The organism is Streptomyces sindenensis (assembly GCF_014649035.1).
GTDB lineage: Bacteria > Actinomycetota > Actinomycetes > Streptomycetales > Streptomycetaceae > Streptomyces > Streptomyces sindenensis.
In genome coordinates this window covers 56,228-78,347 of the sequence record NZ_BMSG01000029.1, presented here as the reverse complement: position 1 = coordinate 78,347, position 22,120 = coordinate 56,228, and the positions used below count along the sequence as shown (strand labels likewise).

At 70.6% G+C, this 22,120-nt stretch carries 24 protein-coding genes, 1 tRNA gene and 3 pseudogenes; 8 read left to right on the top strand and 20 right to left on the bottom strand.

Going from position 1 to position 22,120, the window contains the following annotated elements; all coding sequences use genetic code 11:
• Positions 1-212: 212 nt before the first annotated feature.
• Positions 213-848: pseudogene (locus IE145_RS26020) on the top strand (DedA family protein); the annotation flags it as partial.
• Here the strand turns inward: IE145_RS26020 and IE145_RS26015 are convergent.
• The 4 genes from IE145_RS26015 to IE145_RS26000 all read right to left on the bottom strand — a co-directional run bounded on the left by IE145_RS26015 (position 814) and on the right by IE145_RS26000 (position 2,381).
• On the bottom strand, positions 814-1,038 hold the full coding sequence (locus IE145_RS26015) for a DUF2277 domain-containing protein (RefSeq protein WP_189527886.1): 225 nt from the start codon (positions 1,036-1,038) through the stop codon (positions 814-816). The pseudogene IE145_RS26020 and the gene IE145_RS26015 sit on opposite strands and share 35 nt — an antisense overlap.
• Before the next feature lie 95 nt (positions 1,039-1,133).
• Positions 1,134-1,610, bottom strand: coding sequence for a DUF7144 family membrane protein (locus IE145_RS26010; protein ID WP_189527885.1), 477 nt, complete (start codon positions 1,608-1,610; stop codon positions 1,134-1,136).
• Positions 1,611-1,813: 203 nt separating this feature from the next.
• Complete coding sequence (locus IE145_RS26005) at positions 1,814-2,158, bottom strand: DUF8108 domain-containing protein (RefSeq protein ID WP_189527884.1); 345 nt, start codon at positions 2,156-2,158, stop codon at positions 1,814-1,816.
• A 4-nt stretch (positions 2,159-2,162) separates the two neighbouring features.
• On the bottom strand, positions 2,163-2,381 hold the full coding sequence (locus tag IE145_RS26000) for a hypothetical protein (protein ID WP_006124168.1): 219 nt from the start codon (positions 2,379-2,381) through the stop codon (positions 2,163-2,165).
• 108 nt (positions 2,382-2,489) lie between these two features.
• Here IE145_RS26000 and IE145_RS25995 point away from each other — a divergent pair, with 108 nt between their 5' ends.
• Entirely contained in the window at positions 2,490-3,113 is a 624-nt protein-coding gene (locus tag IE145_RS25995) for a histidine phosphatase family protein (protein ID WP_189527883.1), read from the top strand.
• A 34-nt stretch (positions 3,114-3,147) separates the two neighbouring features.
• Here the strand turns inward: IE145_RS25995 and IE145_RS25990 are convergent, their stop codons facing one another.
• Positions 3,148-3,984: an inositol monophosphatase family protein gene (locus IE145_RS25990; RefSeq protein WP_189527882.1), complete on the bottom strand. Its 837-nt coding sequence runs from the start codon at positions 3,982-3,984 to the stop codon at positions 3,148-3,150.
• A complete protein-coding gene (locus IE145_RS33475) occupies positions 3,981-4,166 on the bottom strand; it encodes a hypothetical protein (RefSeq protein ID WP_229825814.1) in 186 nt (61 codons plus the stop codon). Before IE145_RS33475 ends, IE145_RS25990 begins: the two co-directional genes overlap by 4 nt.
• Positions 4,167-4,397: 231 nt before the next feature.
• Between IE145_RS33475 and kilB the strand changes: the two genes are divergently transcribed.
• Positions 4,398-4,916 (top strand): plasmid transfer protein KilB, encoded by a 519-nt coding sequence (gene kilB / locus IE145_RS25980; RefSeq protein ID WP_189527881.1) that lies wholly within the window; start codon positions 4,398-4,400, stop codon positions 4,914-4,916.
• A gap of 252 nt (positions 4,917-5,168) precedes the next feature.
• On the opposite strand, the gene IE145_RS25975 is transcribed toward kilB, so the two are convergent.
• The 3 genes and pseudogenes from IE145_RS25975 to IE145_RS25965 form a co-directional block, all read right to left on the bottom strand.
• Positions 5,169-6,230: an HNH endonuclease gene (locus IE145_RS25975; RefSeq protein WP_189527880.1), complete on the bottom strand. Its 1,062-nt coding sequence runs from the start codon at positions 6,228-6,230 to the stop codon at positions 5,169-5,171.
• 505 nt (positions 6,231-6,735) lie between these two features.
• On the bottom strand, positions 6,736-7,401 hold the full coding sequence (locus IE145_RS25970; protein WP_189527879.1) for a YdcF family protein: 666 nt from the start codon (positions 7,399-7,401) through the stop codon (positions 6,736-6,738).
• A pseudogene (locus IE145_RS25965) lies at positions 7,398-7,586 on the bottom strand (UTRA domain-containing protein); the annotation flags it as partial. The gene IE145_RS25970 and the pseudogene IE145_RS25965, both read right to left, overlap by 4 nt.
• On the opposite strand from IE145_RS25965, the pseudogene IE145_RS25960 reads away from it, so the two are divergent.
• Positions 7,582-7,848 (top strand): annotated as a pseudogene (locus IE145_RS25960) (tyrosine-type recombinase/integrase); the annotation flags it as partial. The pseudogenes IE145_RS25965 and IE145_RS25960 overlap by 5 nt on opposite strands.
• 68 nt (positions 7,849-7,916) lie before the next feature.
• Here IE145_RS25960 and IE145_RS25955 read toward each other — a convergent pair.
• Positions 7,917-7,991 (bottom strand) — tRNA-Val (locus tag IE145_RS25955).
• A 199-nt stretch (positions 7,992-8,190) separates the two neighbouring features.
• Between IE145_RS25955 and IE145_RS25950 the strand changes: the two genes are divergently transcribed.
• The 3 genes from IE145_RS25950 to IE145_RS25940 all read left to right on the top strand — a co-directional run bounded on the left by IE145_RS25950 (position 8,191) and on the right by IE145_RS25940 (position 10,693).
• Positions 8,191-9,000, top strand: coding sequence for a DUF4097 family beta strand repeat-containing protein (locus IE145_RS25950; protein ID WP_189527878.1), 810 nt, complete (start codon positions 8,191-8,193; stop codon positions 8,998-9,000).
• Positions 9,001-9,071: 71 nt separating this feature from the next.
• Positions 9,072-10,451, top strand: a complete 1,380-nt coding sequence (locus IE145_RS25945) for a coiled-coil domain-containing protein (protein WP_189527877.1) — start codon at positions 9,072-9,074, stop codon at positions 10,449-10,451.
• Positions 10,452-10,474: 23 nt separating this feature from the next.
• On the top strand, positions 10,475-10,693 hold the full coding sequence (locus IE145_RS25940; RefSeq protein ID WP_073769609.1) for an FmdB family zinc ribbon protein: 219 nt from the start codon (positions 10,475-10,477) through the stop codon (positions 10,691-10,693).
• A 40-nt stretch (positions 10,694-10,733) separates the two neighbouring features.
• Here IE145_RS25940 and IE145_RS25935 read toward each other — a convergent pair whose 3' ends face one another.
• Genes IE145_RS25935 through IE145_RS25920 form a run of 4 tightly spaced genes read right to left on the bottom strand, consistent with a single transcriptional unit; the run spans position 10,734 to position 16,046 of the window.
• Complete coding sequence (locus IE145_RS25935; RefSeq protein ID WP_189527876.1) at positions 10,734-11,393, bottom strand: O-methyltransferase; 660 nt, start codon at positions 11,391-11,393, stop codon at positions 10,734-10,736.
• Between the two features lie 41 nt (positions 11,394-11,434).
• The gene (locus tag IE145_RS25930) at positions 11,435-12,268 is read right to left on the bottom strand and encodes an HAD family hydrolase (protein ID WP_189527875.1); all 834 of its coding nucleotides are present in this window, start codon (positions 12,266-12,268) and stop codon (positions 11,435-11,437) included.
• Entirely contained in the window at positions 12,265-14,820 is a 2,556-nt protein-coding gene (locus IE145_RS25925; RefSeq protein WP_189527874.1) for a phosphoribosyltransferase, read from the bottom strand. Before IE145_RS25925 ends, IE145_RS25930 begins: the two co-directional genes overlap by 4 nt.
• Positions 14,821-14,828: 8 nt before the next feature.
• Positions 14,829-16,046, bottom strand: coding sequence for an HpcH/HpaI aldolase/citrate lyase family protein (locus IE145_RS25920; RefSeq protein WP_189527873.1), 1,218 nt, complete (start codon positions 16,044-16,046; stop codon positions 14,829-14,831).
• A gap of 221 nt (positions 16,047-16,267) precedes the next feature.
• Here IE145_RS25920 and IE145_RS25915 point away from each other — a divergent pair, with 221 nt between their 5' ends.
• A complete protein-coding gene (locus tag IE145_RS25915; protein WP_189527872.1) occupies positions 16,268-17,164 on the top strand; it encodes a TerD family protein in 897 nt (298 codons plus the stop codon).
• Between the two features lie 61 nt (positions 17,165-17,225).
• On the opposite strand, the gene IE145_RS25910 is transcribed toward IE145_RS25915, so the two are convergent.
• The 6 genes from IE145_RS25910 to IE145_RS25885 form a co-directional block, all read right to left on the bottom strand.
• A complete protein-coding gene (locus IE145_RS25910; protein ID WP_189527871.1) occupies positions 17,226-17,960 on the bottom strand; it encodes a TerD family protein in 735 nt (244 codons plus the stop codon).
• Positions 17,961-18,127: 167 nt separating this feature from the next.
• Positions 18,128-19,279, bottom strand: a complete 1,152-nt coding sequence (locus tag IE145_RS25905) for a DUF475 domain-containing protein (RefSeq protein ID WP_189527870.1) — start codon at positions 19,277-19,279, stop codon at positions 18,128-18,130.
• A gap of 73 nt (positions 19,280-19,352) precedes the next feature.
• Positions 19,353-19,928, bottom strand: a complete 576-nt coding sequence (locus IE145_RS25900) for a TerD family protein (protein ID WP_010057499.1) — start codon at positions 19,926-19,928, stop codon at positions 19,353-19,355.
• Positions 19,929-20,057: 129 nt separating this feature from the next.
• The gene (locus IE145_RS25895) at positions 20,058-20,633 is read right to left on the bottom strand and encodes a TerD family protein (protein WP_006124182.1); all 576 of its coding nucleotides are present in this window, start codon (positions 20,631-20,633) and stop codon (positions 20,058-20,060) included.
• Between the two features lie 138 nt (positions 20,634-20,771).
• Complete coding sequence (locus IE145_RS25890) at positions 20,772-21,230, bottom strand: peroxiredoxin (protein ID WP_189527869.1); 459 nt, start codon at positions 21,228-21,230, stop codon at positions 20,772-20,774.
• Between the two features lie 156 nt (positions 21,231-21,386).
• Positions 21,387-21,824, bottom strand: a complete 438-nt coding sequence (locus IE145_RS25885; RefSeq protein ID WP_010070596.1) for a DUF3052 domain-containing protein — start codon at positions 21,822-21,824, stop codon at positions 21,387-21,389.
• Positions 21,825-22,120: the final 296 nt, after the last annotated feature.

Genomic DNA, 22,120 nt, shown 5'->3' with positions numbered 1-22,120 from the left:
CATCCATGCCGTCATGCGCTGCTCCTCGCTCGTGCCGGTCGTTCTCCCCGCCTAACGGGCGCACGGCCGCCAGGTGTACGTGACCTGCACAACATCACCCGCCCTGGGCGGTGTCGGGAGAAGCCCCACGCGTACGCTGTACAGCTGAACCTGCCGCCCTGCCGCTCCCCTGCGACCGTCGCGGCGTTGACACGACCGGGGAGTAGTAGACGGTGTTGGAGAGTGTGGCCGCGCTGACCAGCAGCCCATGGATCTACGTGGTGGTCGCCCTCTCCGTCCTCCTGGACGTCTTCCTGCCCCTCCTGCCCAGCGGTGTTCTCGTCATCACGGCCGCAACCGCGGCGGCAGCGGGCTCCACCACCGTCAACGGCTCCGGTGAGGGCGCCGGCGGCCAGGTCCCCTCGCTCGTCGTGCTGATCCTGTGCGCGGCCACCGCCTCGGTGCTCGGCGACCTCGTCGCGTACCGGCTCGCCTGGCGCGGGGGCGACCGGCTGGACCGGGCCATCGCCCGCTCCCGGCGCCTGACCAGCGCGCAGGAACGTCTCGGCGCGGCCCTGAGCCGGGGTGGCGGCGCGCTGGTGATCATCGCCCGGTTCGCCCCGGCGGGCCGCTCCGTGGTCTCCCTCGGCGCGGGCGCCGCCCACCGCAGGAAGCGGGACTTCCTCCCCTGGTCCGCGCTGGCGGGCCTGGCCTGGGCCGGTTACAGCGTGGGCCTCGGCTATTTCGGCGGCCGGTGGCTGGGCTCGACGTGGTTCGGCACGGCCGTCTCGGTGCTGGCCCTGTTCGTGGCGGGCGCCCTGGCCGCGTTCGTGGTCAAGCGCCCCGCGTCGCGCCGCGTATCTCAAGCCCGTTGAGCAGCTTCATCGTCGCCTCGGTGATCTCGTCGACGGCCCGGTCGAAGACCTCCCGGTTGTGCGCGGCGGGCGCGCGGAATCCGGAGACCTTGCGTACGTACTGAAGGGCGGCGGCCCGCATGTCCTCCTCGGTGGCTTCCTCGGGGAGGGCGGGCGGGCGGAGTGTTTTGATGCTGCGGCACATGACTCCAGTGTGGACCGCCCCACTGACAACGGACACCCGGCCGCCCCGCGGCCGGGTGTCCGCTCCGCCTGCGCCCCCCTGCCCGCGCCGGTCGCTCAGCCGCTCCGCGCCCAGTCGTTCTCGCTCGACCGGTCGGTGCACAGGGCCCAGATGACGAAGACGTCGATCGCGATGGTGACGATGGCCCAGACCGGGGTGTACGGGAGCCACATGAAATTGGCGATGAGATTCAGGGAGGCGAGAGCGACACCCGCGCCGCGGGCCCAGGCCGCGCCCTTGAGGATGCCCCAGCCCACGAGGATGAGGATCACGCCGAGGACGAGGTGGATCCAGCCCCACGAGTTCACGCTGAACTTGAAGACGTAGTCGTTGATCCGCGTGTACACGTCGTTCGAGGCGATCCCCGCGATGCCCTTGAGCACTCCGAGGACGCCGTCCACGAAGAGCAGAACACCGGCGAACACCGTTCCCCCGGCCGCCCACGGACTGCCCGGATTGCCGCCCGGACGGGGTTCGGCGGGGCGCGAGGATCCGGGCGAGGATCCGGGCGGGAGCGTGCTGGACTGCGACATGAGGACTCCTTAGCCGGAACGGGCCCCGGTGCGGCCGGAGGTTCGGCCGGAACGGGCCCCGGTGCGGCCGGAGGTTCGGCCGGAACGGGTGGGTACCGGGCGCCTGCTGTCCTGACCTGCCACGGCGGTACGGGCGGGCCACCTCCGACGTTCCTCGCGGCGTCCGGGCACAGCCAGCGGGACGCACCCGTTCGGGTGAAGGGTCACGGCGCGCTGACCGTGACGACGCGCCCCTGGGCGTCGACGGTGAGCGCCTCCCGCTCGACCCGGTTGACCAGGGCGAGGCCGGCCCACACGGCGCCCCACACCAGGCACGAGAAGACGGTGAGGAAGGCGTGCAGCTCATGGTTCACCGGCTGTCCGCGCACCAGCACCACCTGGCTCCCGGAGCGGCACTCCACGCGCCAGCCGCTCGCGACGCGCCGGCTCACGACCCAGTCCAGGATCAGCGCTCTCTGCGCCGCGTCGGGAGGCTCGGCCCCGGCCGCGTAGTACCCGGGCGGTGGTTCGATCGACGCGCTCTCCCGTACCGTCCGACGACGCTTCACGGGATCACCCCCAGGTGTCGAGGTCGCCCCCGCGCCATTCGATCAGCCCGGGCCGGTCCAGCTCGACGACCTTGTCGGGCCCGGGGGCGAACCCCGCGGCCCGCAGCAGCGCGGCCACCTCGCCCCGGCCGTGCGCCAGGCCCACGATCTGGCCGTGCACGGTGACCCGCCGTCCTCCGGTCGCGGAAGGCGGATAGACGATCACGGGCGGGTGCTCGGCCATGCATCCACGGTGCCCCGATCGCTGCCCCGGCGCATCCGGAACCGCCTGGGTTCGGCCCGACGTCCCCGCAGACGGTCGAACGATCATGAACCGCGACGGAGGAACACCATGACGGCAACGGCTGCCCGCTACCTGTACGTGACCCGGCACGGTGAGGCCTCCGAGGACGAGACCACGCTGACGGAGGCCGGCCGCCGCCAGGCCGCCCTGCTCGGGGAGCGGCTGCGCGGGGCCCCGATCACCACGATCCACCACGGCCCGCTCCCCCGCGCCGAGCAGACAGCCCGGCTGGTGGGCGAGCGGCTGCCGGGGGTTCCCCTGCGGCGGTCCGAACCGGCCGGTGACTACCTCCCGTACCTGCCGTCGCGGGAGGAGCTGCCGAGGGAGTCGGCCGACCGGACGCTCGCACGGCTGGCCGAGTTCCCGGCGGCGGAGCGCGAGCTGGGCCCCGGTCTCGCCGAGGAGGCGCTCGCACGGTTCACGGGAACGGTCGAGGGCGACGAGCCCCGCCATGAACTCCTCGTCACGCACAACTTCCTCGTCGGCTGGCTCGTCCGGGACGCGCTGGACGCCCCGGACTGGCGCTGGCTGGGCCTCCACCACGCCAACGCCGGACTGACCGTGATCCGTTACTCGCCCGGCCGCCCCGCCGCACTGCTCCTGTTCAACGACACCGGCCATCTGCCCGCCGAACTGCGCTGGACCGGCTTCCCTCCCGAGGAGCGCATCTGAGGAGATCCAGTCGCTTCTACCGTTCCTACCGTTGCTACCGTTCCCGCCTTTCCGCCCGCGGCCGGCGATCATCGATCATCGACAGGAGCAGCTCGTGCGTCCCGGGGTCCGCGGCGGCGACGAGCCCCCGGCCGTCCGGCTCGCCCGGTCCGACCGGAGCGCCGTCGACTCCGGTGACGACGCAGTCGGCGGCCCGGCACAGGGCGATACCGGCGGCGAAGTGCACGCTCCCGCTCAGGTCGCCGCCGTCCGTGACGTAGGCGGCCCGCCTGCCCGCCGCGACCCAGGCCAGCGCCAGCGTCGTGGAGACGACGCGCGGGCGGAAGTTCTCGGCGAACCCGGGGTGGGCGAGCAGGTCGACGCCCCGGAATCCGGGCGCGCTCGGGAAGGGCGGGTCAAGGTTCACGTCCACCAGCCGGGTGTCCGCCGTGGGCGCCAACGGCCGCTCGTCGCCCCGCGCTCCGGACCGGACCCGGGCGCCCTCCCCGTCGGTGAGGAAGACCTCGCCGCTGAACGGATCGGCCACGGCGGCCGGGCCGTTGCGCAACGCCACGTTGACGGCGACGAGTTGGGAGCCGGAAGCGTAGTTGAGCGTCCCGCACAGGGGGTCCACCAGCCACTCCCGCTCCGCACCGGCCACCCCCTGCCGTCCGCCCTCCTCACCGTGCACCGCGTCCCCGGGCCGGGCGGCTCGGATGACATCGAGGATCGCCTCCTCGGCGGCCAGGTCGACGTCGGTGGCGAAGTCCCCGGAACCCTTGTCGATACGGGAGTGGAGCCGCCCGTACCGGGCCCGTACGACCTCCGCCCCGGCCAGCGCGGCGGCTGCCGCGACCTCGGTGTCCGTCGCGCTCGCGAGTGAGCCGGTCACGCCTCCTCCCGGCGGGCGAGGAACAGCGCCTGCGAGGGCACCGGGTGCCGGGCGTCCTCTTCCAGCTCGACGATCAGGCCGGGTTCACCGCGCAGCGAGTACGCCACGGCCGCCCGCCCGTCGCCCTCCGGAAACCGCCCGCACGCAGCCCCGTCCAGGACCTCCGCCCGTGTCTGCCCCATCAACTTCCCCCATTTCCCTCGCCGTTCGGTCAGGCCGTCGCCCCGCCCCGTAACCGCCCGGCTCGATGTCCGACGCGGCGAAGGCCGCCCGGGTGAGCCGCCCGCGTACCGGAGAAACACGGATCGGCCTCCAACGGCCAACGGCAGAAGGGACGATATCCCCATGACCGATCAAGATCTGTTCGAGCCCAACCACTTCGACCGAAGCGAGACCGACGAGGGTCACATCTGATGTGGGAAAGCGCCATCGCCGTCATAGGCACCCTCGCCGGCGGACTCCTCGTCACGATCACCCAGCAGTTGACCGACCGGCGCCGCCGGCGCGAGCAGCACCGTGAGCAGGTGGCGGACCTCACCGGCCGGCTCCTGAGCGCCGCGCTCCGCTACCGCCAGCTGTACTGGCTCCGGGTGGACGCCCTCCGGGCGGGCGAGCCGGACCCCGTCGTCCGGGCGGACTTCTATCAGGCCCGCAGCGACGTGACCGAGGCCCGGGACCGGCTCGCCCTCTCCGTCACGGACGAGACCCTGCTCCGGGCAGCCGGGCGCGCGGCCTGGAGCGCCCTGGGCCTGAGCGAAATCGACCCCGGCGTGCCGCAGAACGGCCGCTACACACCGGAGATCGAGGCCCGGCTCGAAGAGGCGCGGCAGCATACGCACACCACCCACACCGAACTGCGGCAGGCCGCAGCGGGCTACGGCACCGCCTCGGCTCCCGGCCGGGTCGTCGACACACGGTCGGAGTCCGTCTGACGACCATGTGGCCTCTCGGGGGACTCCCGGCATGAGAAGGCCCCCCAATCGATCGCGATTGGGGGGGCCGAAACAGGCTCTCACCTGCTACTTATCCCCGGTGGGCGCGGACGGTTTCGAACCGCCGACATCTGCTGTGTAAGTTCGGCCGGAGGTGGTCATGGACCCTGGCGGGCCGGGCCGCAACTGCCGTCCATGGCTCTCCGGGACTGCCGTTGTGCACCGACGTTGATGTCGGCCGTGGATGTCAGCTCACGGGTTCGGCATCTGCTCGTCGGCTGCCCTACGCGGTCGCGTCAAAGCCGCCGCGGCGCGCCTGTCGTCAGCGTGCTTCTGCTCTATCGAGGCTCGAAGCTCCGCAGGGGTCGGCCATGGCGCGCGCCGGTGGATCATGCGGTGGCAGTTGGCGCAGATGAGGGCGAGATCGTTGAGCTTGGTGCGGCCTTCGCCAGCCTCATGCAGGGGAACAACGTGGTGACACTCGATGTATCCGCTTCCGCGGTCGCCGTAGACTTGCTCGAAGTCGAAGCCGCACGCCTCGCAAGCGAGCGGACGGCCCTGCCGCAATGCCGCGTCGATCTTCCTCTTACGCAAAGCCTTGTTCCGCTCGCGGCTCCGGTGGCGGCGTAGCAGCAACTTGCCCTCTGGTGCGCTGTAGTCGTCGTCTTCCTCCTCGACCTCGGGTGCTAGCTCCTGAAACTCTCCTGCGACCAGGCCTTGCCTGATGTGCCGGGCCACCTTCGCCATCTCAGTCGGCCGGGCGAGGAAGTCGTTCATGACTTCGACATCTAGGGCGTTTCCGTTCGTCGGCTTGCCCGTGTAACTGGGATGCCGGCATGTGATGTCAACCGTCTTACGCGCTACCCCGTTGGGGTTTCGGAACAACTCGTTGCGCAGCTCCCCAGGATGGATCGGCATGGTCTGGAGCAGCGCAGACAGCTCAACCACCCGCGGGTCGTCAAATTCCAGTCGCTTCCAGCCGTTGGCCATGGCCAGATCGCAGGCAAGGATGATCTCGTCACGCGTCCAGTCGGGACTCCGGGACGAACGGATCGTAAAGCCGAGTCGGGCCAGCCATCTGGCGGCGTGCGACCTTCCACCGATCAGCTCGTCAGGCCTCAGCGCTCGACCCTGATCGAACTTGTGAGCCACGCCAGCGATGGCCTTGGAGTCGTAGGTTCGTTCCTCGTGCAAGAGGAGATACCCAGTGGCTGGCTTGTACCCGTACTTGGACAGAAACTCGTCCTGCCCGAGGTCGTCATACTCCGTCAGAGCTTGGAAGACACCGTCTCGGCTGATCGCACCTTTGCGCATGGTGGAAGCCTAAGGTCCACCACTGACAGACAGTCAGGCACTTGCCATCGCCAACCCACCCCTCGCCCCGGCTTCCACCCCGTCCGCCTTCGACCCACACACCGTGGAGCGGTCGTGGTTCAGGGCGTCAAGGTGGAGCGCGCCACTGTACGAACGACCTTGACGCCCCGGGCCGCGGCTGCTCGGCTCTGCCTGGGTCGAAGGTGGTCGGGATGGGAGCCCCACGACGCTCGCCCTACTCCGGCCGGCACTCGCGAACGGCGCCCCGTCCCATCCCGGAGTCTGAGCGCCCCCGCCGGAGGCATCCTCTTGAAGCCGCGGGCTTGGTTCTCGTCTCATGCCCCCGGGCCTATCCAGTTGTGGGCGCGCGTCGGCGGCGGCAGCGCCGAGCGGGCCGAAGGCAGGAGCTCGGGCGCAGCCAGAGCCGGGAAGCGCGCCCGGCGGAGCGGAGCGCAGCCGGGTGCCTTGATGAGGTAGAGAAACCTGTAACAGCTCTCAGGCTCGGTCAAGAAGAGCGTGAATCCGTCGCGAGGAGTCGGCTGGTGAACCCGGCTTGGCGGAGGCGCTGGTACGCCTCGGATACGTCGGCAGGTACGGGCTGGCGGATCATGAATCCCTGATCCGGGTAGATCATCAGCCGTTGCAGTGCGCCGACCAGCATGTCGATCACCAGACGCGCGTCACCAATCGAGTTCACGTACTCGTCCAGCGTCATCGGAGTCGAAGCGCTGACGATCTCCACTTCGGGCCACAGCCTGCGAGCCGTGGCGTATGCCCGCCGCTCCTCGTACGGCTTACTGATGAGGAGTACGGAGGCCACCTCAACGCCCTCCTTCTCCAACACATCCCGCGCGAAGCGGATGTTCTCACCTGTGTTGCGGGCCCTGGGCTCCACAAGGACAGCAGACTCAGGCACCCCCAATTCGACTGCCCGCTCCCGGTAGTGGACAGCTTCACCCCGGGGCATCCGCTCCCTCGTCGTGGGACTCGTGGCCCCGGTGAAGAGGAGAAGCGGCACCAGCCCGCGCTTGTAGAGGTCTACCGACGTGTCGGCTACTCCGAGGTCATGGCTGCCGAGCCCGATGGCAACAGAGCAGGGATGAAGGGCGTGGCCCATCTGGTGATAGCTCCAGATGCGCCGGGCGTCTTCCCAGTCCTGCGTGGTGATCACTGAGGGTTTCCCTTGTCCGTCACCGAGTCGGGCACCTGAAACTTGTACTCCCAAGAGAAGCGCGATGCCGCGTGTACCCCGATGGCGAACTCCACCACCGCTCCATCAGCTGTGTACGTCGTCCGGTGCAATTCGACGACGGGCTCTCCTGGGGCAAGTTGGAGGAGCTTCGATTCGTCGGTTGAGCCGCGCAACCTGTACCGCTCGTTCACCCGGGTCGCCGGAACCGCAGGGCTTCGCGTCATCCGGCTGCATGATGCCCGCCACGGCTGCGCGACCCTGCTCACCGCCGCTGGCGTCCCGCCCCGTGTCGTGATGGAGATCCTCGGGCACAGTCAGATCGCAGTGACGATGAACATCTATGCCCACGTCGTCCAGGACACGCAGCGCGAGGCCGTGAGTCACCTCGACCGCATGCTGAGGCGGCAGCATCCCGACCGTGGGTGACCGCGCCCGTTGATGTCAGAGGTGGATGTCAAAGACCCCCAGCCATGATCGGCTGGGGGTCTTTGTGCTGGTGGGCGCGGACGGTTTCGAACCGCCGACATCTGCTTTGTAAGAGCAGCGCTCTACCCCTGAGCTACGCACCCGTGGATGAGGCAACAGCGTACATGGACCGGGCCCCTGCTCATAAACCGTTCGGGACCGGGGGATAACCCCACCCCCGAGACGGTGGCCGGCCGGATCCCGCCGGAGGGCCGCCGCTGCCTACAGTTCGAGTACACCGGCAACGACGTCCGGTGGCGCCGTCCGGCAGCACGCACCGCACGCACTGGGGGACCGATCACCGTGGACATCGTTACGAGCGCACCGACCCGCACCCGTTCCGGGGCGCGCCTCGGGGGTGCCGCAGGGCGGGCCCTCGCTCTCGGGGGCGGGGTGGCGTTGCTGGCGCTGGCGCTCACCGGGTGCGGGGGCACGGACGTGGACGGCGCGCCCGTCGAGCGCAAGTCGTTCGCGCTGAAGGGGGAGACGCTGAACATCGACGCCGAGAACGGCGTCGTGGACCTCGTGCCGGCCGATGTGGAGCAGGTCGAGGTGGAGCGGCAGTTCGACGGGTGGGCCGTGTTCGGCAGCGGGCCCGACGCCGTCTGGAGGATGGAGGACGACACCCTCACGCTCCGGGTGAAGTGCGAAGGCATCGGCAACTGCGACTCCCGGCACCGGGTGAAGGTGCCGCGCGGGGTCGCGGTGACCGCTGCCTCGGACAACGGGACGGTCAGCGCCAGCGGTTTCGACAGCGCGCTGGACCTGTCGTCCGACAACGGCGAGATCGAGGTCCGGGACGCGAGCGGCACGCTGAGGCTGAAGAGCGACAACGGGGAGGTGCGGGCCGAGCGGATATCCGGCCCCTCCGTGGTCGCCCGTGCCGACAACGGGGAGATCCGGCTGGGCTTCACCTCCGTGCCCGACCTGGTGGACACCGTCAGTGACAACGGAAGCATCACCATCGATCTGCCGCGGGGGCAGACGTACAAGGTCGATGCCTCCGCCGACAACGGGGACGTCTCCGTCGACGTGCCGCGCGGCGACGACAGCACCCATGTCGTGAAGGCCTACAGCGACAACGGGGAAGTCACCGTGCGAAGCGCGAACTAACCGACCCGTGTGTTCGTCCTTACCTGGTGGGAGAATGTACCGGGCAGGGCGAATCGGCACGGGAGAGGGATGTGACGGCGACCAACGCGCGGCCGGAGGCAGGAGCGGGTGCGAGGTCCGCCGTTCGCAGTGGCAGGGATCTTCTGGCGCTGATATCGCTGCCCTTGCCTCTCGTGCTGGCCGTGCTGCCCGCCGCCTTCGCCGGTGGCGGTACGCGCCGGTGGTTCGGCGGGCGCGGAGGGGAGAGCCAGCGGGCCGAGGCGCAGACCGCCAAGGACGCCGCCGCCGAGGCCTTCTACGAGCTGGACACCGCCCAGCGGGACCTCCGGATCTCCATCGAGACCATCAATGCCGTGGACAGCTCCCCGCGTGGTCGCAAGGCGGCCGAGGACTTCGCCGCGCTCGGCCGGCGCATCGACGAGGTCAGCCACGCCTACATCACCGCCGTCGACAGCCATGACCTGGACCGGGACGACCTGGAGCCCGCCGTCGCCTCCCGGGCCCGCACCGAGCTGACCCGGGCCAAGGACGACCTCGTGCGGGTCAAGGGCGAGCTGGACCGGTTCGCCCAGGGGCTCGGGCCGCTGCTGGGCAGCGCGGAGACCCAGCTGGCCCGGCTCGCCCCCGCCGTCGAGCGGGCCCGCCAGGCGCTTCTCGCGGCGAGCAACGCCCTCGATGCCGTGCGGGCCGCAGGGCTGCGGGCCGATGAGCTCGCCGCCCGGCTCGCCGCGCTCGCCCCCGAGCTGACCAAGCTGAACCAGGGCGCGGGACAGCACGGCGTCCCCGAGACCCTCCAGCGGGCCGATGTGGTGCTCCGTGACGCCGAGGCCGTGCGCACCGAGGCGGAGCGGCTGCCCGAGCGGGCCGCCGAGATCGACCGGCGGCTGGTGTCCCTGCGGACCCGGGCCCAGGCGCTGACGACGCGGGCGGGCTCGGTGGAGCCGGTGCTCAGCGAGTTGCGGAGGCGGTTCTCGGCCGCCTGCTGGCAGGACCTCCAGCCGGTCCCGGAGCAGGCCGCCGTCAACGTACGGCAGGCGGAGGACAAGCTGGCCGAGGCGGCGAAGGCGCGCGAGGAACAGCGCTGGGCGGACGCCACGTCCCGGCTGTCCACGGTCCGGGCCCTGCTCAACGCGGTGGACGAGGCGGTCTCCGCCGCCGGGGACCGGTTGCAGCGGCTGAACGCGGTGGCGAAGGACCCGCAGCAGGAGATCGAGCGGACCCGGTTCGCGGTGCGGGACGCGCAGCGTCTCGCCATGGCAGGCCGGCACACGCCCGATCCCCGGCACGCGCGGCCGCTCGACGACTCCGTCGCCCGGCTGGAGCGGGCCATCGCCGGACTCGAAGGGCGCCACCCCGACTACTGGCACTTCCTGACCGAGACCGAGGCCGTGCGCCGGACCGCCGCCCGGGTCGTCTCCGGCATCCGCGAGGAACGCGGCGGTGGCGCGTAGGGCGTGTGCTCTAGCCTGAGCCCATGCCCCGTTACGAATTCCGCTGCCGCACCTGCGGAGACACCTTCGAAGTCAGCCGTCCCATGGCGCAGTCCTCGGACCCCGCCGCCTGCCCCGCGGGCCACGACGACACCGTCAAGCTGCTGTCCGCCGTGGCCGTGGGCGGCGCTGCCGGGTCCGCTCCCGCACCGTCCGGTGGAGGCGGTGGGGGCGGCTGCTGCGGAGGCGGGTGCTGCGGCTGAGCCCACCCCGCCCCGCCCTCTTGCGGGAGGGCGTCCGGCTCTACCTCTTGCGGGACAGCGTCAGGCCGTCCGCGACCGTCAGCAGGACGCTGTCCATCCGGGCGTCCGCGCTCACATGGTCGTTGAACTCCTTGATCGCCGCCGTCGGGCCCGTCGCCTCCGGGTCCGTCACCCCGCCGTGGAAGAGCACGTTGTCCGTGGCGATGACCCCGCCCTGCCGCATCCGGGGCACCAGCTCCTCCCAGTACGCGATGTAGCCGCCCTTGTCCGCGTCCAGGTAGGCGAAGTCGATGTGCGGCTCGGCGGGCATCGCGCGCAGGGTGTCCAGGGCGGGGGCGATGCGCAGGTCGATCCGGTCCGCGACGCCCGCCTTCTCCCAGGCCGCACGGCCGTACGCCGTCCACTCCTCCGAGATGTCACAGGCGATCAGCGTGCCGTCGGCGGGCAGCGCCCGGGCCATCGCCAGGGCGCTGAAGCCGGTGAAGGTGCCGACCTCCACCACATGCCGGGCGCCCACCAGCCGGACGAGGAAGGCCAGGAGCGGGGCCTGCTCCTCGGCCGACACCATGCCCGCGTGATCGGGGAACCGCGCGTACGTGGTGTCCACCAGCTCCCGCTGGACCGGGTCCAGCGGCGGGTTGTGGGCCAGCATGTACTGGTAGAGCTCGTCGGTGATCGTTGTGTCGTTGCCCTTGGTCATGGCCCCAGCCTCGCGCAACGCGCGCCCGCGCGCAGGAGAACTCACCCAGCCGCGGCCGCCAGGAAGCGGCGCAGGATCTCCTCCCCCGCCGCCCCGCCCCGCTCCTCCAGGGCCACCACGTGCGGGGCCCGCCAGCCCTCGTCGGCCAGTTCGCCGTGGCCGGGGCGCCAGCCGAGATCGGCGGCGAGCAGCAGGTCGGCGTCGAGGAGGGAGTCCCCGGCGGCGAGCGTGCGCGTGGCTCCCGTGCGGCGGGCGACCTCGTGCATCGCGGCGCTCTTGGTGAGCGGCGCCGGCACCGCGTAGATCTTGCGGCCCTGGAGGGAGACCGTCCAGCCGCGCGGGCGGGCCCAGGCCGCCAGCTCCTTCACCCACTCCTCGGGCAGCAGGGACCGTTCGACGACGAGGTAGGCGAAGAGGTCCTCGGCGACCCGTTCCTTCAGCAGCCAGGCCGGATCGGCGGTGGTCGCGAGATGGGCGCGGACCTCGGTGAGCGGCGCGCACTCGGCGGCGATCCGGGACTCCACCCGCTGCTGCCAGTCGCGGTCGGAGACACCGTCGACCAGGATGTGGCCGCCGTTGGCGCAGATCGCGTACCGGGGGGTGGGGCCGGGGAGGTGGATGCGTCCGTACTGCTCGCGGGTGCGGGTGGTGGTCGGCACGAAGACGGTGGAGGCCGCCACCTCGGTGAGGAGCGCGGCGGCGGGCTCCGTCATGTAGGAGAGGGGCTTGTGGCCGTACACCTCGACGCACAGGAGCCGGGGGGCCTCCGCGTCCGGCATGGACAGGTCGAGCGAGGCCGCCGAGTAGATCAGCGTGCGATCGAGGTCGCTCGCCACCAGGGTGGTGGAGCCGTTCACGGCGGTCGGGGTACTCATGCGCCCTTCACCGCCTTGCCGTCCGCGCCCGTCGCGCCGCGCGTGTAGCGGGGGTGGATCAGGCCGACACAGCTGTACGGGAGGTCGTCGACCTCCTCGACCGGGACGCCGCGCTGCTGGGCCAGCAGCCGGATGTGCTCCAGGTCCGTGCCCGCGCCGCGCTTCGCGAGGATCTTCCAGGGGACGCGGCGGAGGAGCACCCGGGTGGTCTCGCCGACGCCCGGCTTGACCAGGTTGACGTCGTGGATGCCGTACTCCTCGCTGATCCGCTCGACGGCCGCCCAGCCCTCCCAGGTCGGGGCGCGGTCGGCGGCGAGCAGTTCCTTGGCCTCGGCCTCGACCTGGCCCGCCACCTCGTCGAAGCGGGCGGCGACCGTGTCGAGGAAGCGGCCCGAGACATCGGACTCCGCCAGCTCCCGGTAGAACTTCCCGCCGTGGAAGTCGTCCGGCCCGACCAGGTCGGCGCGGAGCACCGTACGGGAGATGAGGCCGGAGACCGTGGAGTTGAGGCAGGCCGAGGGGATGAGGAAGTCCTCGCGGGTGCCGTACGTCCGCACACAGCCGCCCGGGTCCGCGAGCACCGCGATCTCCGGGTCGAAGCCGGCGGGTCCGCCCGAGGTCTCGAACTCGGTGATCGCCGCCGCCAGTTCGCGGGTGATCGCGCCCTTGCCCGTCCAGCCGTCGACGAATACCACGTCGGCCGGGTCGTGATGGGCGGCCAGCCAGCGCAGGGCGGTGGCGTCGATGCCCCGGCCCCGGACGATGGAGATGGCGTAGTGCGGCAGGTCCAGGCCGTGCCGGTGCCGGGCCCAGCGGCGCATCAGCACCCCGACCGGGGTTCCGGCCCGGGCGAGCGAGACGAGGACGGGGCGGGGGCCGCGTTCGGCGAGGACCGTCTCGGTGACGGTGCCGACCGCGCGGGCGATGCGCGCGGCGGAGGTTTCCAGGGCGGCGGAGAACAGCGCCTGGTACTCGGCGCTCGGCTGGTACTCCACGGGCAGCGACTCCGCGTAGTGCGCGCCGCCGCTCTGGATCGCCTCCTCGCGCTCCTCGGTGGGGGCCTCCAGCTCGGTGTCCGAGAGGTCCTGGAGCAGCCAGCCGACGTCTTCGGGGGCGTAGCTGGAGAAGTGGGGGCCTCGGAGGGGCTCGGGCAGCACGGCGGGCTCCTGGGCGGGTGTGGGGGTGTACGAGGGGACGACCGCGAGGACGACCTGGCCGGAGTGGGCCGCCAGGCGGGCCAACAGCCCCTCGGGGGAGTGCAGTTCGGGGGTGTCGGCGGTGGAGTCGACGACGGCGACCACCGCGTCGAAGCCGGCGCCCGCCACGTTGTACGCGTACCGGTCGCCGGGGCCGTCGGCCGGGGTGTCGTGGGCCGGGAAGACGAGGCGGGTGCGTATCGCGTAGCCGGGGTCGTCGACGGCGAGGACGGGCGAGCGGGTGGTGGTGGAGTACCGGATGTCGGTGCCGGCCCCCAGGGCTTCCTCCAGGGCGGTGCCCAGGCGCAGGGGCGCGTACATCAGCTCCTCGAAGCCGAGGACGAGCACCCGCCCCTGGCGGGCGACGTCGCCCAGCGCGTCCGCGATCCGCTCCGCCATGTCCGGGAGCGCCGCCTCCAGCGCCGCCCGGTGGGCCGGGGTGAAGCCGTGCCGGCCGCCGTCGGGAACGCCCGCGGGCCAGGCGAGGTCGACGCGGGTGACCGGGGCGGGAGCCGGCGCGGAGGCGGAGCCCGCCTCCGCCTCCCCGGCCGCCTCCGCCTCCCCGGCCGCCTCCGCCTCCCCGGCCGCCTCCGCCTCCTGGGCCGCCTCCGCCTCCTGGGCCGCGACGAGGGCCTGGCCGCGTTCCAGTACGCCGTCCGGGAGCGTGACCGTGCCCGTGGAGCGGGTCACCAGGTCGACGCGGGCGCCGATCTCGGCGGCGAAGACGGTCAGCCGGTCGCGGTCGGCCGGGGAACGCATGTCGACCAGCGCGACGATGACGTAGCGGTCGCGCGGGTGCGTCTCGTGCAGGGCGCGGATGGTGTTGAGCACGGTGTTGCCGGTGGAGAACTCGTCGTCGACCAGCACCAGCGTGGAGGCGCCCGCCCCCGGGGCCAGCAGTGCGGGGTCCTCCGGCAGCAGCAGGTGCGAGGTGGCGTGCGAGTGGGCCTCCTCGAAGCCGCCCGCCTGCCGGACGCCCGCCACCGGGCGCCGGGTGGAGTGCAGGTACGGGGCGTCCCGGAGGCCGTCCGCGACGGCGTGGCCGAGACCGGTGGCCGTCTCCGCGTATCCGAGGACCACCGCGCGGCGGGCTTCCTCGGCGCCGAGCAGCTCCCGGACCCGCTCACCGAGCCCGTACCCCGCCCCGTACACGACGGACGGCTTCTGGGGCACATGCTTGCCCAGCACGTTGGAGACGAGCAGGTGCGCCCGCTTGGGGTTGCGGCGCAGGGCCAGGCCCAGCAGTTCCCGCAGTTCTCCGTCGCCTTCGAGGCCGACTCCGAGCCGCTCGGCCACCCAGTCGCCCGACCACACCACGTCCACGTTCTCTTCTCTTCTCGTCGCGCGCTCGCTCATCGACGCGCTCAGTTCGTCAGGCCGGCGGCCAGCAGGTCGACGAAGCCGACGTCTTCCCTCGCCACCCCGAAGACCTCGGCCCGCTGGAGCGTGCGCTCGGCCCAGGCCCGGTGGGGCTTCACTTCATTCATCTTGTTGGTGTACGCCGAGCGGAGCACCCCGCCGCCGCCGCGCTCGGGGCTCAGGATGTCCTGGGCGTCGGTGAACTCCTCGTGGCTGACCACGGACAGTGCGTGGACGGGCGCCACGTGCGACGGGTGGATGCAGGTCTTGCCGAGCAGGCCGTTGGCCCGGTCGAGCTCGATCTCCCGGAGCAGTCCGTCCATGTCGTGCTGGATGAGGGCCGTGCGCAGCTCCTCGGCGCGGCCTTCCAGGAAGGGGCTGCGGCGCAGCTGGGGCTTGAACATGCGCTCCTGGCGGCGGAAGTACTCCCAGACCGGGCCGGTGATCGTGAAGCCGCTGCCGTCGGCCCGGCCGAGCACGTTGACCACGTCGGCGATCACGGAGGCGACGATGTGGACGTCGTACGCCGTCATGTCGGGGGCGCGGCGCAGTCCGTAGGCCGAGCAGAAGTCGGTGACGCCGAGCCGCAGGGCGAGCACCCGGTCCCGGTACTTGTCGACGCTGCGGGCGATGCCCCGGAGGATGTCGCCGCGCGTCTCCAGGTGGAGCAGTTCGGGGGATTCGAGGACGGGCATGGCGAAGAGCCGTCGGCCGCATGCCGTCTCGGCCTCGGCGAGCGCCTCCAGGAAGTGCCTGCCACGCTCCTCGGTGAACTTGGGAAGTACGAAACCGGACAACATTCGGACCGAGTCGCCGAGGCGCCGCACCAGGTCGGTGATCTGGGCCGGCTCCCGTACGCGGATGAAGAGGAGCGGGACGTCCGCGCCCGCCGCGCTCCCGGCGTCGCCCTCGTGGCGCGGTGCGGGCCCCGGCGCCGCTTCCCGGGCGGCCAGCTCGGCAAACTGCCTGACTAGGTTGGCTTCGGCGTCGATCACCTCGGCGTCGTCGATCGAGTCCTCCAGGCACAGCACCATGGAGACGACACCGCGCGCGGCCTGCTTCAGCACGTCGTCGGCGAGCGACGGACGGGTGGCCGGGGAGTAGAGCGTGGCCCCCAGGGCGACGGAGAGCATCCGCGCCGGGGACTCCGCGGTGAAGGCGCAAGGCTCTTTGTAGAACAGACCCTCGCGGGCAGTGGGCGATATGTGCCCGAAGTGACGCATCCTTTTCCCCCGAACTGCCTGACCGGCCGAACAACACATGGCCGGTAATAGTACGTACGGACGGGTGTCAACAGTTCCCGATGCACATGAATTTCCGGTTACCCGCCCCTTGTCCGGCCCCCTCTCGCGGTACCGTCCCGCTCGGTCCGTACCGCGACCGGGCACGGCAGTGCCGCCCCCCGCGTTGTCCGCACGGGTCCCCAGCAGGCAGGATGACCGTCATGACGCACACGATGCTGAAGGGCTCGAACGTCCCTGTCGATGCCGCGGCCGTCCGGGCCGTGCTGCGCTGGACCCCGGGCGCCGGGGTTCCCGACGTGGACGCCTCCGCCCTGCTCCTCGGTGCGTCCGGGCGGGTGCGGTCGGACGAGGACTTCGTCTTCTACAACCAGCCCCGGCACCCCTCCGGCCTGGTCCGGCGGCTGCCGAAGCGCAGTGTCCCGGAAGGGCTGACGGACACGATCGAGGCGGATCTCGGGGCGCTCGACGCCTCGGTGGACCAGGTCGTCATCGCGGCCTCCTCCGACGGGGCCGCCTTCGAACAGGTCGCGGACCTGCGGATACTCCTGTTCGACGCGGCATTCGCCGACGGCGAGCCGCTGGCGGTGTTCGATGTGCGGCCGGAGACCGGAGAAGAGACGGCGATCATCTGCGGCGAGCTGTACCGCCGCGGCGAGGGCTGGAAGTTCCGTGCGGTCGGCCAGGGCTATCCCACCGGCCTGATCGGCCTGGCCACCGCCTTCGGCATCTCGGTGGACGAGTCGGAAGCGGCGGACGAGGACCGGGCGTCCGGCGGGGCGCAGGAGCCGGCCGCCGCGGCCCCTCTCCCGCCCGCCGTGCCGCCGCCGAGCGCGCCGCCGGGACCCGTCCCGGCCGCCGCCACCGGAACCGGGCCCGACTCGCAGGCCACGGTGCAGCATCAGCAGCCCTCCTACGGCTATCCGCCTCCGGCCGCGCCCCCCGTCGCCGCCGGGGCCCAGCAGCCGGCGTACGGCTATCCCCAGCCCGCCGCCGCGCCGCCCGCCTACGGATATCCGCAGCCCGCGGCAGCCGCCGCGCACGCGCCCGACCCCCATTTCGTGCTGCCTCCGCAAGGTCCGCAGTTCGTCCGGTCCTGAGCCGTGCCCTGAACCGAGCTCCGGGTCGCGCCCTGAATCGTGCTCCGGAGCGGGCTCCGGATCACGTCCGGGACTTGTAGCCGCGCCCCCATTGCATGCCGTAGCCGTACAGCCGGTCCAGCTCGGACTGGAATCCGTACACGAACTTCACCTCGCGGCGCACGATCAGCTCGTCCTTGACGTTCTCCACGGTGAACACCGCGCAGGAGCGGGCCTGCGGCGCGCGTTCGTCCAGCTCGATCTCGATGCGCGGGCCGTTGCCCGGGTAGAGCGTGACCTTGGCGTGCGTACGGTCGAACGCGGGCGTCCGGTCATAGATGTAGACGAAGAACAGCAGCCGCTTGATCTTGTCGCGCTGGTCGAGGTTGACGTAGACCGTCTCGCCCGAGGGCGCGCCGAACCGGTCGTCGCCGCTGAGCCGGACGTACGGCGGGCCGTTGAGGTCACCGATCAGGCTGCCCAGGGGCTGCACGACCCCCTTGGTGCCGTCCATCAGCTCGTACATGCAGCCGAGGTCCAGGTCGACGTTGACGACGCCCTGGGTGTGCGCCTGGACCACCTCGGGCTTGAAGAGCTGGAGCGGACGCCGCAGCATGCCGCTCTGGCGGGAGCGGCCCTCGATGTCCGAGGTCCGCATCCGCCAGGAGAGGTTGACCCGGAGGTTGCCCGACAGGGCTCCCTGCTTGCTGAGCGAGATCGTGGCGTTCCGTTTGGACAGCACGACGGCGCTCGACGGCGCGTTGCCCGAGTCGAACTGCGCCGCGCGCCCCGGCCACAGGCCGTCGAAGAATCCCATCCCTACCCCCACCTGTTCGCGTTGCCTGTTCGCGTTGCCTGTTCGCATCGCCTGTCGCGCACCCCGGACATCACTGCGGGGCGGCCACCGGGCCGGGTCCGGGAGATCCCGGAGAGCCGTCGCCGTGTGGGCCGCCCCGCAGAGAGCGTTCCTCAATCCTTACCGGGTCACACCCCGGAGGACACTTCCGCCTTGGTGCCCGAGCCGCCGCCCTCACCCGATCCGGCGGCGAGCGCGCGGTTGCGCTTGACCGAGGACCAGAAGGAGAGGGCGATCAGGATCACGCCGACCGAGCCGGTGATGAGCTCGTTGATCTCGTGCTGGATGGTGATCAGCAGGATGATCGAGAGGGCGCCGATCGCGTAGTGCGCGCCGTGCTCCAGGTAGACGTAGTCGTCGAGCGTGCCCTCGCGCACCAGGTAGACGGTGAGCGAACGGACGTACATGGCGCCGATACCGAGACCGAGCGCCATCAGCACGATCTCGTTGGTGATGGCGAAGGCCCCGATGACGCCGTCGAAGGAGAACGAGGCGTCCAGGACTTCCAGGTAGAGGAAGAGGAAGAACGCGGCCTTTCCGGCGAGGGCGACCCCGGTGACGGGCTTGCCCTTCTTCTTGGCCTCTTCCTCGGCCTCGTGCTCACGCTCCTCCTCCTCTTCGAGCTTGTTCTCGAAGAATCCGGAGAGCCCGCCGACGATCAGGTAGGTGATCAGACCGGCGATGCCGGAGAGCATGACCGTCGCCGACTTGTCCACGTGCCCGCCACCGTGCTGGTGGGCCTGGGTCGCGAAGGTCATGGCGGTGATCATCAGGATGATCAGCGCCACGCAGACCGACAGCATGTCGACCTTGCCGAGCTTGGCGAGCGGACGCTCGATCCAGCGCAGCCAGTGGATGTCCCGGTCCTCGTCGAAGATGAAGTCGAGGAAGATCATCAGCAGGAACATGCCACCGAAGGCGGCGATCGACGGATGGGCGTCCGTCACCAGTTCCTTGTACCTGTCCGGGTCGTTGAAGGACAGGTCGATGGCCTCGATCGGCCCGAGCTTGGCGCTCACGGCGACGATCACGACGGGGAACACCAGTCGCATACCGAAGACGGCGATGAGGATGCCGATGGTGAGGAAGATCTTCTGCCAGAAGGCATTCATCTTCTTCAGGATTCCGGCGTTGATCACCGCGTTGTCGAAGGACAGCGAGATCTCCAGGACGGACAGGATCGCGACGATGCCGAAAGCCTGCCACCCCCCGTAGAAAATCGCTGCGACCAGGCCGAGCGCGGTGACCGCGAACGACCAGCCGAAGGTTTTCAGTACCACTGGCTACCCCATCGTGTTGGTAAAGGGTCTCCCCCGTGCGTCGGGGCCCCCCGCGCCTAGGTCCTGCGCGGCATTATGAAACGTTGACGCCGAAGTCTAGAGCGATGCCGCGCAGGCCTGACGCGTACCCCTGGCCGACTGCACGGAATTTCCACTCGCCGTTGTACCGGTAGAGCTCGCCGAAGATCATCGCGGTCTCCGTCGAGGCGTCCTCGCTCAGGTCGTAGCGGGCCAGCTCCTGGCCGTCGGCCTGGTTGACCACGCGGATGAACGCATTGCTGACCTGGCCGAACGCCTGGCCCCGGTTGTCCGCGTCATGGATCGAGACCGGAAAGACGATCTTGTCGCAGTGGGCCGGCACCTGGTCGAGGCGGACGATGACGGACTCGTCGTCGCCGTCGCCCTCACCGGTGAGGTTGTCGCCGGTGTGCTCGACGGAGCCGTCCGGGCTCGTGAGGTTGTTGTAGAAGACGAACCACTCGTCACCGAGCACCCGGCCCGACTGGCACAGCAGAGCGCTGGCGTCGAGGTCGAAAGCGGCGCCCGTGGTGGAGCGTGCGTCCCAGCCGAGCCCGACCAGCACCTGGGTGAGGTTGGGTGCGACCTTGGAGAGGGAGACATTGCCTCCCTTGGCGAGCGTGACGCCCATGTGTGTCCTCCCCGAGTCGTGAAAAAACGCTGCCGGGCGCTTTCGACGCCCGGGGTCGGGCGTCGAAAGCGCCCGGTCGGGGTGTCCGGCGGATCAGGACCGGCCGGCCACCCCCTTGGCGCCAGAACGTCAGACGTTGACGCCGAAGTCCTGGGCGATGCCGCGCAGGCCGGAGGCGTACCCCTGGCCGATGGCGCGGAACTTCCACTCGGCGCCGTTGCGGTAGAGCTCGCCGAAGACCATCGCGGTCTCCGTGGAGGCGTCCTCGCTCAGGTCGTAGCGGGCGAGCTCGGTGTTGTCGGCCTGGTTGACCACGCGGATGTACGCGTTGCGGACCTGGCCGAAGCTCTGCTGGCGGGTCTCGGCCTCGTAGATCGAGACCGGGAAGACGATCTTGTCGACGTCGGCCGGGACACCGGCGAGGTTCACCTTGATGACCTCGTCGTCGCCCTCGCCCTCACCGGTGGTGTTGTCACCGGTGTGCTCGACGGAGCCGTCGGGGCTCTTCAGGTTGTTGAAGAAGACGAAATTGCCGTCGGCGGCGACCTTGCCCTCGGGGTTCGTCAGCAGCGCGCTGGCGTCGAGGTCGAAGTCACCCCCGGTGGTGGTGCGGGCGTCCCAGCCCAGACCGACGATGACCGCGGTCAGGTTGGGCGCGGCCTTGGTCAGCGAGACGTTGCCGCCCTTGCTGAGGCTGACTCCCACGAGTCCTCCAGTAGTTTTCTCAGGGGCCGGCAGACACCAGCGTCCCCGTCGTTCGTTGGCATCGGATCAACGATTGGATCCTAGTGACCGGTTCCCGGCCAAAACAGGCTTTTGACCGGGCGTCGCCAGGAGATCGTCTCAGAGCGCTTCGAGCGCCTTGACGTAGTCCTTCAGGTCGCGGGCGTCCGGGAGGCCGTTGACGACGCTCCAGCGGACGGTGCCCGCCTTGTCGATGACGAAGGTGCCCCGCACCGCGCAGCCCTTGTCCTCGTCGAAGACGCCGTACGCCCGCGAGGTCTCGCCGTGCGGCCAGAAATCGGACAGCAGGGGGTATTCCAGCCCCTCCTGCTCGGCGAAGACGCGCAGGGTGTGGATGGAGTCGTTGGAGACGGCGAGGATCTGGGCGTCCTCGTCCTCGAAGCGGGGCAGCTCGTCGCGGAGCGCGCACAGCTCGCCGGTGCAGACGCCGGTGAAGGCGAACGGGTAGAACACCAGCACCACGTTCTTCTCACCGCGGAACTCCGACAGGCGCACGGTCCGGCCGTGGTTGTCCTTGAGCTGGAAGTCCGGGGCCTGGCTGCCGACCTCGATCGTCATGGAACACGTATCCCTTCGCCGCTTCTCCGCTTGCCCGGGACCCTGGCCGGGCCCGTCCGGGTGGCTCCCACCCTACGCAGCCCGGCGGCGGACGTACGAAGGCCCTCACGGGTGCGGATGCGCCCGTGAGGGCCTCGGGGTGGTGCGAAAAGCGGTTCAGCGCTTGGCTTTGGCCCCCTTGGGGGTGGCCAGACGGCTGCCCGTCCAGTCCTTGCCCGCGCTGATGCTCTTGGTCTGGGCGAGCCCGGCCGTCTGGGCGGCCTCATTGATGTCGCTCGGTTCGACGTATCCGTCACGGCCGGTCTTCGGCGTCATCAGCCAGACCATCCCGCCGTCCTCGATCAGACCGATGGCATCCACCAGCGCGTCCGTAAGGTCGCCGTCCTCGTCGCGGAACCAGAGCAGGACGACGTCTGCGACGTCGTCGTAGTCCTCGTCGACGAGTTCCTGGCCGGTAGTGGCCTCAATGCCCTCACGGAGCTCCAGCTCGACGTCGTCGTCGTAGCCGATCTCCTGGACCACCTGTCCGGGCTCGAACCCCAGGCGTGCCGCCGGGTTGGTCCGCTCCTCCGCGTGGTCCGCGGTCGCGCTCACGGGTTGCCTCCTGATCATGTCTTCGGAAAATGCTGCAGCCACGCGCGTGCGCGGGGCGTAGGCCGTAGTCCACACGGGCCCGGCGAATCGCGCAAGTACCCAGTGTGCGAGACCGCCTATACGGTGACGTTCCCTGCCACGTCACCGCAAGTTCCGGCATGTCTCTCCGGCGGCTTCCCGGGGCCTGCCCCGGTTCGCTCCATCCGTTTACGTCCTTCCTCAGCTTATGCGGTTTCGCTCCGCCATTAGGAGTCGAACAGCCTTTGGGAACGCTTGGACGGCTTGGGCGTAAGGTT

Coding starts and splice junctions, on each gene's coding strand:
- IE145_RS25900 (WP_010057499.1), bottom strand. CDS start 19,928: ATGGGCGTCACGCTCGCCAAGGGAGGCAATGTCTCCCTCTCCAAGGTC.
- IE145_RS33475 (WP_229825814.1), bottom strand. CDS start 4,166: ATGGGGCAGACACGGGCGGAGGTCCTGGACGGGGCTGCGTGCGGGCGG.
- IE145_RS25920 (WP_189527873.1), bottom strand. CDS start 16,046: ATGCGTCACTTCGGGCACATATCGCCCACTGCCCGCGAGGGTCTGTTC.
- IE145_RS26000 (WP_006124168.1), bottom strand. CDS start 2,381: ATGGCCGAGCACCCGCCCGTGATCGTCTATCCGCCTTCCGCGACCGGA.
- IE145_RS25975 (WP_189527880.1), bottom strand. CDS start 6,230: ATGCGCAAAGGTGCGATCAGCCGAGACGGTGTCTTCCAAGCTCTGACG.
- IE145_RS25910 (WP_189527871.1), bottom strand. CDS start 17,960: ATGGGATTCTTCGACGGCCTGTGGCCGGGGCGCGCGGCGCAGTTCGAC.
- IE145_RS26010 (WP_189527885.1), bottom strand. CDS start 1,610: ATGTCGCAGTCCAGCACGCTCCCGCCCGGATCCTCGCCCGGATCCTCG.
- IE145_RS25925 (WP_189527874.1), bottom strand. CDS start 14,820: ATGAGCGAGCGCGCGACGAGAAGAGAAGAGAACGTGGACGTGGTGTGG.
- IE145_RS25915 (WP_189527872.1), top strand. CDS start 16,268: ATGACGCACACGATGCTGAAGGGCTCGAACGTCCCTGTCGATGCCGCG.
- IE145_RS25995 (WP_189527883.1), top strand. CDS start 2,490: ATGACGGCAACGGCTGCCCGCTACCTGTACGTGACCCGGCACGGTGAG.
- IE145_RS26015 (WP_189527886.1), bottom strand. CDS start 1,038: ATGTGCCGCAGCATCAAAACACTCCGCCCGCCCGCCCTCCCCGAGGAA.
- IE145_RS25930 (WP_189527875.1), bottom strand. CDS start 12,268: ATGAGTACCCCGACCGCCGTGAACGGCTCCACCACCCTGGTGGCGAGC.
- kilB (WP_189527881.1), top strand. CDS start 4,398: ATGTGGGAAAGCGCCATCGCCGTCATAGGCACCCTCGCCGGCGGACTC.
- IE145_RS25890 (WP_189527869.1), bottom strand. CDS start 21,230: ATGACGATCGAGGTCGGCAGCCAGGCCCCGGACTTCCAGCTCAAGGAC.
- IE145_RS25935 (WP_189527876.1), bottom strand. CDS start 11,393: ATGACCAAGGGCAACGACACAACGATCACCGACGAGCTCTACCAGTAC.
- IE145_RS25940 (WP_073769609.1), top strand. CDS start 10,475: ATGCCCCGTTACGAATTCCGCTGCCGCACCTGCGGAGACACCTTCGAA.